Raw genomic sequence first — 12,739 nt, 5'->3', positions numbered from 1 at the left:
AAAATTAAGACTGCTTATTTGTTGTACAACACCCAAGTTCCTTTTTCTAATAAAGGTATTGCTTGTTTGTATTTAACATCTTTTTCTTCGCCAGACATTACATTTTTAATAGTAACTTTTTCGTTACGACCAATTTTTGGTTGCTCACGAACTACAGTTTCAATAACTTGTTCTTCTTGAGTTTGCTGATTACGAGCTCTGTTCATTGCTTGCTGAGAAGAGTTTTGAACCTCGTCTTTACGAGTATCTAATTGTTCTCTTTTTTGTTCAGTAGCTTCTGATACTTGTGATGCATCTTGACTTGGCAACTGACCTTTAAATAAGAAAGATAAAACCTCTTTGTTAATCTTGTCAACAGTTGCTTGGAATAATTCGAAAGCTTCAAACTTATAAACTAATAAAGGATCTTTTTGTTCATACGTAGCGTTCTGAACGGTTTGTTTTAACTCGTCCATTTTACGTAAGTGATCTTTCCAGTTTTCATCAATAATAGATAACGTAATATTCTTTTCGAAATCGTTTACTAATGACTTTCCTTCAGATTCGTAAGCTTCTTTTAAGTTGGTTACAACTTGTAATGTTTTTACACCATCAGTAAAAGGAACCACAATACGTTCGTAACGATCACCTTCTGTTTCAAAAACATTTTTAATTACAGGAAAAGCATTATCTGCATGTCTTTCTGTATCATTTTTATAATGAGCAGAAACAATAACATATAATTTATCGGTTAACTCTTCTTCTGTTAATTTGTTGAATTCTTCTTCAGAGAAAGGAGAGGTCATTGATGAAAAACGAATTAATTCGAACTCGAAGTTCTTATAATCGCTATTCATTTTATTTTGCTTTACAATTGAGCTACAAGTATCATAAATCATATTTGCAATATCAATCTGTAAACGCTGACCATCTAATGCATGACGACGGCGTTTGTAAACAAACTCACGTTGTGCATTCATAATATCATCATACTCAAGTAAACGCTTACGAATACCAAAGTTATTTTCTTCTACTTTCTTTTGCGCTCTTTCAATAGATTTAGAAATCATAGAATGCTGAATTACTTCACCTTCTTTTAGCCCCATTCTATCCATCATTTTAGCAATTCTATCAGAACCAAATAAACGCATTAAGTTGTCATCTAGTGCTACATAAAACTGTGTAGAACCAACATCACCTTGACGACCTGCACGACCACGTAACTGACGGTCTACACGACGAGAATCATGACGCTCTGTACCAACAATTGCCAAACCACCAGCTTCTTTTACCTCTTTTGATAACTTAATATCAGTACCACGACCTGCCATGTTTGTAGCAATAGTTACTACACCAGCATTACCAGCTTCGGCAACAACATCAGCTTCACGTTTGTGTAATTTTGCATTTAATATGTTATGTGGAATCTTACGCATTTGTAACATTCTACCTAATAACTCTGATATCTCTACAGAAGTTGTTCCGATAAGAACTGGGCGACCTTGGTTAGATAATTCTACAACATCATCAATAACAGCGTTGTATTTTTCACGAGTAGTTTTGTAAACTAAATCTTCTTTATCATCTCTTTGAATAGGTCTGTTTGTTGGAATTTCAACAACATCTAATTTATAGATTTCCCAAAACTCACCAGCTTCTGTAATCGCGGTACCTGTCATACCAGATAACTTACGATACATTCTAAAATAGTTTTGTAAAGTAACGGTTGCAAAGGTTTGTGTTGCATCTTCGATATTTACATTTTCTTTAGCTTCTAATGCTTGGTGTAATCCGTCAGAGTAACGACGACCATCCATAATACGACCGGTTTGCTCATCAACAATCATTACTTTATTGTCCATTACAACATATTCAACATCTTTTTCAAAAACAGTATATGCTTTTAAAAGCTGATTCATTGTATGTATACGTTCGCTTTTTACACTAAAATCGCGATATAATTCTTCTTTTCTATTTGCTTTTTCTTCAGGAGAATCTTCACTACTATCAATTTGACCAACAATAACACTGATGTCTGGTAAAACAAAAAATGTATCGTTAGTTGTTTTTTCTGACAAATGAGCAATACCTCTATCCGTTAAATCAATTTGATTATTTTTTTCTTCTACAGTAAACCATAATTCAGTATCAACCTCTGGCATCAACTTATTATTGTCTTGCATATAAAAGTTTTCTGTTTTTTGAAGAATTTGCTTGATTCCTTCTTGTGATAAAAACTTAATTAATGCTTTGTTTTTAGGAAGACCACGGTAAACTCTTAATAATAAAAAACCACCATCTTTTGTGTTTCCTTCTTTTAGCAATGCTTTAGCTTCTGCTAAAACACCAACTAAGTATTTATTTTGTAGTGAAACTAAATCGGCTACTAATGGTTTTAATTCGTTAAATTCATGACGATCACCTTGTGGCACAGGACCAGAAATAATTAAGGGTGTACGAGCATCATCAACTAAAACAGAATCTACTTCATCAATAATTGCGTAGTTAGGTGCTCTTTGTACTAAATCGTTTTTAGAGCTAGCCATATTATCACGTAAGTAATCGAAACCAAACTCATTGTTGGTACCGTATGTAATATCGGCATTATAAGCTTTTCTACGTTCCTCTGAATTAGGTTGGTGAAAGTCGATACAATCGGTGCTTAAACCATGAAATTCGAAAATTGGCGCCATCCAAGCGCGGTCACGTTTTGCTAAGTAATCATTTACAGTTACTACATGCACACCGTTACCTGTTAAGGCGTTTAAGAAAACAGGAAGGGTAGATACTAGTGTTTTACCTTCACCAGTCATCATTTCTGCAATTTTACCATTGTGTAAAACAGATCCACCAATTAATTGCACGTCGTAATGAATCATGTCCCAAGTAACTTCTTTACCTGCAGCATCCCATGAGCTAGCCCAATAAGCTTTGTCGTTATCTAAAGTAATATGTTCTCTAGTGGCAGATAATTCTCTGTCGAAAGCAGTTGCTGATACCTCTAGTTTATCATTATTCGTAAAACGTTTGGCAGTTTCTTTAACTACAGCAAAAGCTTCTGCCATAATATCTAATAAAACAGCTTCAGATGTTTGGTAAGATTCGTCTTTTAATTTATCAACTTCAGTATATATTTCTTCCTGACGATCAATATCAGCAGTTAAAGCTTCTTCTTCTAACGTTGCTATCGTTTCAGTAAAAGATTTTGTAGCTTCTTTTATCTTCGATTTAAATTCGATTGTTTTTGCTCGTAACTCATCGTTAGATAAATTATTTAATGAATTTTCGAAAGATCGTACTTTCTCAACAATCGGTTGTAGAGATTTTAGGTCTTTTTGTTGTTTATCACCAACAAAAAGTTTTAGAATCGAATTTAAAACGCTCATTTGTAAAATATTGTTTTATAGCTAGTTAACTTTTGGTTAATAGCGTTAATTATATAGTGGTGTTTATGCTTAAAAGTAAGCAAAAAAAAAGCCTCTTATATTAGAGACTTTTTGTGATTGTATTTTTAGTATTCGTCTTCGTTCCAAAGATAATCTTCTTCAGTCGGATAGTCTGGCCAAATTTCAATTATCGAATCGTATGAATCTCCTTCATCTTCAATATCTTGTAAATTTTCAACGACTTCTAAAGGCGCTCCAGTACGAATAGCGTAATCAATTAGTTCGTCTTTAGTTGCAGGCCAAGGTGCATCTGCTAAATATGATGCTAGTTCAAGTGTCCAATACATTTATTTGTCTTTTTAGTAAGATTCTCGCAAAAATAATTTTTTTTTGGAGAAAGTCAAGTTTTTTTTAAAAAAATGTGAAATCAATAAAAAAAGAACTTAGTTACAGTTTTTCAGGAATCCATTTAACCTCCTCTGCGTTTAAGTCTTGGGACAACTTTCGTGCCAGTACAAAAAGGTAGTCAGAAAGTCGGTTTAAATACATTAAAACAGCACTGTTAATTTCTTCTTCTTCATTTAAAGCTACTGATAAGCGCTCTGCTCTTCTACAAACACAACGTGCTATGTGACAGAATGACACAGTTTCGTGTCCTCCTGGTAAAATAAAATGAGTCATTTGCGGTAAGCTCTTGTTCATAAAATCCATCTGATCTTCTAAAAACTGAATAGAAGCAGCTGTTATTTTATGTATATTTAAACGCTCTTTACCATTTTTTAAGGTTTCTTTTTCTGGCGGAGTTGCAAGCATTGCACCAAGTGTAAATAATTCACTTTGAATTTTAGAAAGTGAGTTTCTTAATAAGTCATCTGTATTTTTGTCTCTTATTAAACCTATATATGAATTTAATTCATCTACAGTACCATAGCTTTCAATTCGTAAATGGTGTTTAGGAACTCTAGTTCCACCAAAAAGAGCTGTAGTTCCTTTATCGCCAGTTTTAGTATATATTTTCATTATGCTTTTTATTATTGTTTTGGTAAAGTTAGTTTTTCCAAAATATATTTAGGGCAACGCATTGGTTTTTTTGTATTCATATTTATAAAAGCTAAAATAGTGTTGCCTGTGCAAATTAATTGATTGTCTTGATTGGTAATTTCGTAGTCAAATTCTATTTTAACAGAAGGTGTTTTTTTTATAACAGTTGTAATTGTTATTTGATCGTCATATACGGCTGATTTTTTAAAATTACACGATAATGAAATAACTGGCAGCATTACCCCATTTTTTTCCATATATTTGTATGTAACACCTGTAGAACGCAGTAGTTCTGTGCGGCCGATTTCGAAGTATTGTGCGTAATTACCGTGATATACCACTCCCATTTGGTCAGTCTCTGAATATCGAACACGGATTGTAGTTTTGTTTTTTAACAAATTATATTTTGTTTTTAAGATGCAATAACGTTACGTAAAAAATAGTTAAGAATCAATAGGAGATTGATTTTTTTATACTGAATTTTATTCACACTTTTGTTCGCTCAAACAGGTGTACCTGTAGCCCCCAGAAATCGAATAAAAATTAACAACTAAAATTGTTTTTAACCCAAATGACTAAAACTGCTGATTCAGTTTGGAATGAATGCTTGTCTTTTATAAAGGACAACATTAAGCCCCAAGCATATAAAACTTGGTTTGAGCCTATTAAGCCAACAAAATTGGCCGGGGAAGCTCTTACAATTCAGGTGCCTAGTAAATTTTTTTACGAATGGCTAGAAGAGCATTATATTAAATTATTAAGAGTAGCTTTAGTAAGAGAGTTAGGGAGCGAGGCCAAATTAATTTACGATGTACGTATGGAAAATACGTATAGTAGTAATAGCCCTCAAACAGTAAAAATACCGAGTTCAAACCGTAACCCGTTAAAACCTCAAAAAGTAACAGTTCCTTTAGAATCTAAAAGAGAATTAAAAAATCCTTTTATTATTCCTGGGTTACAAAAGGTAAAAATAGAATCTCAATTAAATCCGAATTATAATTTTAATAATTTTGTTGAAGGTGATGCAAACCGATTAGCACGATCTGCGGGTATGGCAGTAGCTAATAAACCAGGAGGAACTTCATTTAATCCGTTATTAATTTACGGAGGAGTTGGTTTAGGTAAAACACATTTAGCACACGCTATAGGAGTAGAGATAAAAGACAAATATGCTGATAAAACAGTTTTATATATTTCATCAGAAAAATTTACACAACAATTTATCGATTCTGTAAAGTCGAATACTAGAAATGATTTTATTCATTTTTATCAAATGGTTGATGTTTTAATTATTGATGATGTTCAGTTCTTATCAGGAAAAACAGGTACACAAGATGTATTCTTTCATATTTTTAATCATTTACATCAAAATGGAAAGCAAGTAATTTTAACTTCTGATAAAGCGCCTGTAGATATGCAAGACATAGAGCAGCGTTTATTATCTCGTTTTAAATGGGGATTATCAGCTGAATTACAAGCACCAGATTTTGAAACACGTGTTTCTATTCTTCAAAATAAATTATATAGAGATGGTGTTGAAATGCCAGAAGAAATTGTAGAATATATAGCAAAGAATATAAAGTCTAATGTTCGTGAATTAGAAGGTGTTATTATTTCGATGATTGCACAAGCTTCTTTTAATAGAAAAGAATTTACGGTTGAATTAGCAAAAGAAATTGTTGACAAATTTGTAAAGAATACAAAGAAAGAAGTTTCTATCGATTATATTCAAAAAGTAGTATCGAAGTATTTCGATATGGATGTTGCTACTTTACAATCTAAAACTCGTAAAAGACACATTGTTCAAGCACGTCAGTTAGCGATGTTTTTTGCGAAGCGTATGACCAAATCTTCATTAGCAAGTATTGGAAGTCAGATTGGTAAAAGAGATCACGCTACCGTTTTACACGCCTGTAAAACTGTTGATAATTTAACAGAAACAGATAAACAATTTAAAAAATACGTGGAAGATTTAACAAAGAAGTTAACTTTGTAATTATGAAAAAAATACTGATGGTTTGTTTGGGAAACATTTGTCGTTCACCATTAGCCGAAGGTATTTTACAATCAAAATTATCAAGCGAATTTTTTAAAGTTGATTCTGCTGGTTATCATGTTGGTGAATTACCAGATGAAAGATCTATTGAAGTAGCTAAAAAATACGGAATAGATATAACAAACCAACGCTCAAGAAAATTTGTGAAATCAGATTTTAAGGGATTTGATTTAATTTATGCAATGGACGAAAGTAATTATCACAATATTCTTTCGATAATTGATGATAATGAAGATGCTCAAAAAGTAAAAATGATTTTAAACGAGCAATATCCAACTGAAAACAGAAATGTTCCAGACCCATATTACGGAGGTAATCAAGGTTTTGAAAATGTATATAAAATGTTAGATAAAGCCTGTGAAATTATTGCTTCAAAATTAGAGAACTAATGAAAGGGAAATTATACTTAATACCAACAACTTTAGGCGAAACTGAACCATTAGAGGTAATGCCTATATCAGTTAAAAAAGTAATAGAACATCTTGGCCATTTTATTGTAGAAAATGAAAAATCTGCAAGAAGATTTATAAAAAGGATTACACCAAATAAAGCACAACCTTCTTTAGAGTTATTATTGTTAGATAAATATTCTAACGATATTGAAATTCGAAATTATTTAGATATTTGTGATAAAGGAATTTCAATTGGTTTATTATCAGATGCAGGTGTTCCTGCGGTTGCAGATCCTGGCGCAAGTATTGTGAAATTGGCACACGAAAGAGGTGTTCAGGTAGTGCCTTTGGTAGGACCTTCGTCAATATTAATGGCGATGATGGGTTCTGGTATGAATGGGCAGAACTTTGCTTTTAACGGTTATTTACCTATCGATAAATCAGATAGAAAAAGAGCTATAAAAGAACTAGAAAAAATTTCTAGAGATAAAAATCAATCTCAAATTTTTATAGAAACACCGTATCGAAATGAAAAGATGTTAGATGATTTGCGTACAATTTTATCTCCTGAAACACGTGTGTGTGTAGCGTGTGATATAACATTACCATCAGAATATATAAAAACACATACGGTTAATGAATGGAAAAATATAAAAACCGATTTACACAAACGACCTACCATTTTTATACTTCATAAAACATAAAAAAATCGCATCTTACTAAGATGCGATTTTTTTATGTTTTTTAACGTTTTAAACGCGCGCTTTTTTATTAGGTTTGATGTTAGAAACATCATAGCCGGCGAATTTTTTCATGTAAGATTTTATAGATGTTCCAAATGCATCGTTAAATCTAAAAACACCGTTTGATCGCAAGTATTTTTTAACGTTACCAGCACCACTTAAATGTGCTGCAGCTAAAATACCAGATTCGGTAATTTTAGTACCATTAATAGTTTTACCTACACTTCTTCTAATGTCTTTTCTTAAAATCCATTTATTTACTTTACAGTAAGCCACGAATGCCTTTTCTTGTAATTCAGGAGTTTTTAAGAAGTTTTGCGTATTGTAAATTCTAAACCTTTTTAAGGTTTCTCTTCCAAATTGGTATTTCCCTAAATAGCCTAGTTTGTTTACAACTCGGTATTTTCCTTGTGATTCTTTAAAAGCTAAAGCTTCTTTAAAGCCAACAAAATCTTTAACCAAGAAAGGAATATTAAAGTTATCAGCATAATATGCTGTTTTCTTTGGTTTAGGTGTTGTTTTATCTTTTTTAACTTTTGGAGTTGTAAAGCTAACGAGCGCTACAAAACCTATTAATAAAAATACTAAATACTTGATAATTAGTTACTTTCTGTTTAGCGATGCAAATGTACACTAATTAATGTAAATCATTAGCAATCAATACGTTAAGATTGTTGTAAAATATGAATATCTCTCGTTATTGATGTTTTTGTTATTTAAAAATCAATGAAATGATAATTAGATTATCTTATTTGTGGTTTTTTTGATGTTTTACTGAGAATAAAATTTTGTTAAAATTACCTAACAATTCCTCGTTGATTAACCCACCGTTGGTATTTAGCAGCATTTCTGTTATGTTGAGCTAAAGAGCTTGCAAAATCATGAAAACCAATTTTTTCAACGCTTGCACACATATAGTGGTAGTTATATAGTACATTAGAAAAAAGATTTAGGCTCAATATCTAAAATTTTACAGATAGCTAAAAAACGATACATATCAAGTTTCGTTTTTCCAGTTTCTAATTTATAGTATGCGTTTTGACTTAAACCAATTTTTTCTCCAAAATCCACTTGCGACATCCCCGTTTTTAATCTTTCTTCTTTTAACTTTATAAGAATTAAAGAAAGTTCAATTTCTGTAGACTTTTTCATGCTCTTTTTTTGTGCTAAAGATATTATTATTATTATTATAAAAATAGCTTTTGCGACTAATGGTTAACCCTATTTTAAAATAGGGTTAACCATTAGTCGCAAAAGGAGTAGGAATATTTTTGTGTCAGTTTTTTAAATGTATAGTTTTGAAAAACATTGCAATTTAGTCAATATGCTATGGTTGACTATAAATATTTCATAGATTAACTAAATATTTTATTAAATTAAAAATTATGAAAAAAGTATTTTTAACAGCACTATTTTTAGGTGCTTTTGTTACAGCGAATGCAACAGGTTTAGAAAAAATGAATGATAACAATATTGAGTCATTTAAAGTAGAAAACTTTGTAAAAAAAGATGTTAAAACAATTTCTACTATAAGTTATGATGAAGTTAGTGGTGACTGTAGTATTCATATTAAGAATAATCAAACAGGACAAACTGTAGTTAATATTACTGTGAAAACAGAGACGGCAGCAGATTGTAAGCAGCTATTGTCAGACTTGTTAGATGCATTACAGTAATAATTAATTTTAAAGGTTTTGCATGTATTAAAAAACATGTAAAACCTTTTATGTAATAAGAAAAAAATGAAATTTATTTTACTATTACTTATGCCTTTATTAGGGTTTTCACAACAAAATAAGATTACTGTTGAGTATGATTTTTATGATAATTCTAGATATAATGAAACAATTGCAGTATTAAATTGTGATAATGAGAAAGCCATATTTAAAACTTTTTTAGAAAAATTAAATACAGGTAACAAGGCAAGAATAACTTCTTCTAATGAGATTACTATAGGTGGAGATAGAATTGATATTTATAGATTAACCAATAAAAAAAACAATACACTTATTAGTTATGATATAAGAAAAAAAACTATTTATGAAATAGTTGAAGAAATTCCAAAAATGAATTGGAAAATAGATTATACAGAAACAAAAAAAATAGCTAACTATAATTGTAATAAAGCAACAGTTAATTTTAGAGGTAGAGATTATAAAGCATGGTACTCTATAAAATTACCTTTTTCTTTTGGTCCATGGAAATTTAATGGTTTACCAGGTTTAATTCTAGAAATAAAAGATGTAACGAATACTTTTAAATGGAGAGCAAGTAAAATTAAATATCCAGGTGTAAAAAAAATTGAAGTTCCTTACAAAAAAGTTAAAAGAGTATCCTTAAGAAAACTTATTAAAATTGAAGAAGAGAATTCGAAAATAATGAGGGCTAAACTTATGAGTTTATTACCAAAAGATGCAATTGTTACAATACCTAAAAATGATAGAAATGACCTTGAATTAGTATATGAATGGGAAAAATAAATTTATTTTTTACAGTTTATTTATTGGTATTTGTTAATAGTTTGTTCTCTCAATCTAAAATTCATGGATATATAAAGAATAGCCGTAAAGAAAATATTAATAGTGTTGCTGTTATTTTAAAAGATAAAAACACTAAAAGTATTGTGTCTTATTGTTATTCAAATGAAAAAGGATATTTTTATTTTGATAAAGTTAAAAAGGGACATTATTCTTTAACATTTTCCTCGTTGCCTTATAAAGAATTAACTATTGATTTACTTGTTGATAATAAGCTAGTAGTTATTGAAAAAAAGGTTGTTCTTGAGGATAATAAAATAACATTAGATGAAGTAATTGTAAAAAGTAAGCGTTCAATTATTGTTAAAAAAGATACAATACTCTTTAATGTGTCATCTTTTATAGATGGAAGTGAATATTCTGTAGAGGATTTATTAAAGAAAATTCCCGGGCTTACTGTAGATAGTGAAGGAACTATAAAAGTAGGAGATAGGGAGATAGAAAAATTAATGGTAGATGGTGATGATTTCTTTGAAAAAGGTTACAAGATATTATCTAAAAACATGCCTTCTTATGCTATAAAAGAAGTAGAGATACTAAAAAAATATTCTAATAATCGTTTATTAAAAGGTATAGAAGATAGTGATAAAGTTGCTTTAAATTTAAAACTAGATAAAAATTCAAAAAGAATTTGGTTTGGTAATTCTAAAGCAAGTATTGGTAATAATAATTTTTATCATTTCAAGGGGAATTTAATGAATTTTGGAAAGAAGAATAAGTATTATTTTCTTACCAATTTAAATAATTTAGGATATGATGCGGTAGGTGATGTACAAGAGTTAATAAATCCGTATAGATTAGATGAACCTGGTAGTATTGGAGATGATCAAAAAGCAACAAGTTTATTAGAATTATCAAATATAAATTTAAGCTTTAATAAAAATCGTACAAATTTTAATAATGCAAAGTTACTATCATTAAATGCAATTTTTAATCCTTCAGATAAACTAAAGATAAAAGCTTTAGGTTTTTTTAATAGTGATATTGTTGGTTTTACTAAAAACAGCCTAGAGATTGTTGATTTAGATAATATTAGTTTTGATAATAAAGAAAATTATAAGCTAACAAAAAAGAATAACATCGCTTTTGGTAAACTGGATATAAATTATAATATATCTAAAAATAAAATGTTGGTATCTTCTCTAAAGTATAATCAAGGGGATTTTAATAGCGTTTCCAATTTAGTGTTTAATGGTGATACAACAATTGAAGGAGTAAAATCTAAAAATAAACTGTTTGATCAAAAAATAACCTATACTCATAAATTAGATGACAAAAAGGTGTTGTTATTAACAGGGAGATTAATAAATGAAGAAACACCTCAAAATTACAAAGTAGATAGATTTTTGTTTAGTGATTTATTTGTAAACACCGATAAAGTTAACAATGTAAAACAATATAGTGCGAACTATATGCAATTTGCAGGTGTGAGTGCTCATTTATTAAATAGAAAAAAAAATGGGAGTTTATTAGAATTACAATTAGGTAATAAGTTTAGAGGAGATGAGCTTACATCTAATTTGTCTTTACTAGAGAATACTAATGTTATAAGTACGCCTGTTGGATATCAAAATAAAACTATTTATAGGGTAAATGATTTGTATCTTAAGAGTAAATATCTTTATAAGCTTAAAAAAATTAATTTTTTGGGAGAATTAAATTTTCATCAAATTCTTAATTTTCTAAAAAATGAAAATACTACAAAAGAACAAAAACCTTTTTTTATAAACCCTAAGATAGGGGTTAGTTGGGCTATAAATGATAGAAATAAAATTTCATCTTATTATTCTTATAATAAAACAAATACAAGTATAATAGATGTTTATAGTAATTATTTACTAACTGATTTTCGATCTTTTTCAAGAGGAATCAATGAATTAAATCAATTGAGCACATCTAACTTAAGGTTTAACTATAATTTAGGTAATTGGAGTGATCGTTTTTTTGCTAACATTTCAATGTTTTATAATGTAAATCATGATTTTTTTTCCTCAGATATTAATTTAAGTCAAAATTACGTTCAAGTAAATAAAGTTTTAATTAAAGATAGAAAGTTAATAGGAATTGTAGCAAATGCAGACTACTATTTTAAGTTTATTAATTCAATTTTAAAACTAAAAACTGGTTATGTTAAGAGTGAATATAAAAACACAATTAATAATTCTAGTTTAAGAGAAATAATAACAAAGAATTATAATTATGGTTTTGAATTACGTTCTAGTTTTCGAGGTTTTTTTAATTACCATATAGGGTCAGAATGGAAAGATATTCAAATAAAAATTATAGAAAATAATTCTTTTGTAGATAATGTTAGCTTTTTAGATTTATCCTTTGCATTTAACAAAAGTCTTAATTCTAAAATAAAATTAGAACACTATTCTTTTGGAAATTTAAAAGTAAATAATAGGTATACTTTTTTAGATTTTGAAAGCACTTACACGTTAATTAAAAATAAATTAACAATGGAGTTAGTTGGTAAGAATTTGTTTAATGTAAAGCAGTTCAGAGATTCTAATATAAGCGATATTGGAACTTCGACAACAGAATACAATCTGCTGCCAAAATCTATACTAATAGGTTTGGAATATAGGTTCTAAAGAATAAA

General features: G+C 29.4%; 12 protein-coding genes. 6 read left to right on the top strand and 6 right to left on the bottom strand.

Going from position 1 to position 12,739, the window contains the following annotated elements; all coding sequences use genetic code 11:
- Positions 1-14: 14 nt before the first annotated feature.
- From secA to P2G10_RS08340, 4 genes are all read right to left on the bottom strand, one after another.
- Entirely contained in the window at positions 15-3,365 is a 3,351-nt protein-coding gene (gene secA / locus P2G10_RS08355; protein WP_275316078.1) for a preprotein translocase subunit SecA, read from the bottom strand.
- A gap of 125 nt (positions 3,366-3,490) precedes the next feature.
- Positions 3,491-3,712 (bottom strand): DUF2795 domain-containing protein, encoded by a 222-nt coding sequence (locus tag P2G10_RS08350; RefSeq protein ID WP_028889331.1) that lies wholly within the window; start codon positions 3,710-3,712, stop codon positions 3,491-3,493.
- Positions 3,713-3,812: 100 nt separating this feature from the next.
- Positions 3,813-4,385 carry a cob(I)yrinic acid a,c-diamide adenosyltransferase gene (locus P2G10_RS08345; protein ID WP_218772825.1) on the bottom strand — a complete coding sequence of 191 codons (573 nt, stop codon included), beginning with the start codon at positions 4,383-4,385 and terminating at the stop codon, positions 3,813-3,815.
- An 11-nt stretch (positions 4,386-4,396) separates the two neighbouring features.
- Complete coding sequence (locus P2G10_RS08340; RefSeq protein WP_218772824.1) at positions 4,397-4,804, bottom strand: acyl-CoA thioesterase; 408 nt, start codon at positions 4,802-4,804, stop codon at positions 4,397-4,399.
- A 173-nt stretch (positions 4,805-4,977) separates the two neighbouring features.
- On the opposite strand from P2G10_RS08340, the gene dnaA reads away from it, so the two are divergent.
- Genes dnaA through P2G10_RS08325 form a run of 3 tightly spaced genes read left to right on the top strand, consistent with a single transcriptional unit; the run spans position 4,978 to position 7,558 of the window.
- Complete coding sequence (gene dnaA, locus P2G10_RS08335; protein ID WP_275316077.1) at positions 4,978-6,402, top strand: chromosomal replication initiator protein DnaA; 1,425 nt, start codon at positions 4,978-4,980, stop codon at positions 6,400-6,402.
- 2 nt (positions 6,403-6,404) lie between these two features.
- Positions 6,405-6,851 carry a low molecular weight protein-tyrosine-phosphatase gene (locus tag P2G10_RS08330; RefSeq protein WP_275316076.1) on the top strand — a complete coding sequence of 149 codons (447 nt, stop codon included), beginning with the start codon at positions 6,405-6,407 and terminating at the stop codon, positions 6,849-6,851.
- Positions 6,851-7,558 (top strand): SAM-dependent methyltransferase, encoded by a 708-nt coding sequence (locus P2G10_RS08325; RefSeq protein ID WP_275316075.1) that lies wholly within the window; start codon positions 6,851-6,853, stop codon positions 7,556-7,558. The genes P2G10_RS08330 and P2G10_RS08325 overlap by 1 nt, the downstream gene beginning before the upstream one ends.
- A 48-nt stretch (positions 7,559-7,606) precedes the next feature.
- Here P2G10_RS08325 and P2G10_RS08320 read toward each other — a convergent pair whose 3' ends face one another.
- Together P2G10_RS08320 and P2G10_RS08315 are read right to left on the bottom strand one after the other, a co-directional pair.
- On the bottom strand, positions 7,607-8,197 hold the full coding sequence (locus P2G10_RS08320) for a peptidoglycan-binding protein LysM (RefSeq protein WP_275316155.1): 591 nt from the start codon (positions 8,195-8,197) through the stop codon (positions 7,607-7,609).
- A 336-nt stretch (positions 8,198-8,533) separates the two neighbouring features.
- Positions 8,534-8,749, bottom strand: a complete 216-nt coding sequence (locus P2G10_RS08315) for a helix-turn-helix domain-containing protein (protein ID WP_218772820.1) — start codon at positions 8,747-8,749, stop codon at positions 8,534-8,536.
- A gap of 233 nt (positions 8,750-8,982) precedes the next feature.
- On the opposite strand from P2G10_RS08315, the gene P2G10_RS08310 reads away from it, so the two are divergent.
- From P2G10_RS08310 to P2G10_RS08300, 3 genes are all read left to right on the top strand, one after another.
- On the top strand, positions 8,983-9,273 hold the full coding sequence (locus P2G10_RS08310; protein ID WP_275316074.1) for a hypothetical protein: 291 nt from the start codon (positions 8,983-8,985) through the stop codon (positions 9,271-9,273).
- Between the two features lie 66 nt (positions 9,274-9,339).
- Positions 9,340-10,077 (top strand): GLPGLI family protein, encoded by a 738-nt coding sequence (locus P2G10_RS08305; protein ID WP_218772818.1) that lies wholly within the window; start codon positions 9,340-9,342, stop codon positions 10,075-10,077.
- The gene (locus P2G10_RS08300; protein WP_275316073.1) at positions 10,065-12,731 is read left to right on the top strand and encodes a carboxypeptidase-like regulatory domain-containing protein; all 2,667 of its coding nucleotides are present in this window, start codon (positions 10,065-10,067) and stop codon (positions 12,729-12,731) included. The genes P2G10_RS08305 and P2G10_RS08300 overlap by 13 nt, the downstream gene beginning before the upstream one ends.
- Positions 12,732-12,739: the final 8 nt, after the last annotated feature.

It is taken from the genome of Tenacibaculum bernardetii, assembly GCF_029125915.1.
Lineage (GTDB): Bacteria > Bacteroidota > Bacteroidia > Flavobacteriales > Flavobacteriaceae > Polaribacter > Polaribacter bernardetii.
Note: the sequence above shows the minus strand (reverse complement) of the source record. Positions and strands in the feature narration are given on the sequence as shown.

What these genes read in the sequence shown, in the direction of transcription:
- P2G10_RS08350 (WP_028889331.1), bottom strand. Translation starts at nt 3,712, where the DNA reads ATGTATTGGACACTTGAACTAGCATCATATTTAGCAGATGCACCTTGG.
- P2G10_RS08310 (WP_275316074.1), top strand. Translation starts at nt 8,983, where the DNA reads ATGAAAAAAGTATTTTTAACAGCACTATTTTTAGGTGCTTTTGTTACA.
- P2G10_RS08315 (WP_218772820.1), bottom strand. Translation starts at nt 8,749, where the DNA reads ATGAAAAAGTCTACAGAAATTGAACTTTCTTTAATTCTTATAAAGTTA.
- P2G10_RS08330 (WP_275316076.1), top strand. Translation starts at nt 6,405, where the DNA reads ATGAAAAAAATACTGATGGTTTGTTTGGGAAACATTTGTCGTTCACCA.
- P2G10_RS08325 (WP_275316075.1), top strand. Translation starts at nt 6,851, where the DNA reads ATGAAAGGGAAATTATACTTAATACCAACAACTTTAGGCGAAACTGAA.
- secA (WP_275316078.1), bottom strand. Translation starts at nt 3,365, where the DNA reads ATGAGCGTTTTAAATTCGATTCTAAAACTTTTTGTTGGTGATAAACAA.
- P2G10_RS08345 (WP_218772825.1), bottom strand. Translation starts at nt 4,385, where the DNA reads ATGAAAATATATACTAAAACTGGCGATAAAGGAACTACAGCTCTTTTT.
- dnaA (WP_275316077.1), top strand. Translation starts at nt 4,978, where the DNA reads ATGACTAAAACTGCTGATTCAGTTTGGAATGAATGCTTGTCTTTTATA.
- P2G10_RS08305 (WP_218772818.1), top strand. Translation starts at nt 9,340, where the DNA reads ATGAAATTTATTTTACTATTACTTATGCCTTTATTAGGGTTTTCACAA.
- P2G10_RS08300 (WP_275316073.1), top strand. Translation starts at nt 10,065, where the DNA reads ATGGGAAAAATAAATTTATTTTTTACAGTTTATTTATTGGTATTTGTT.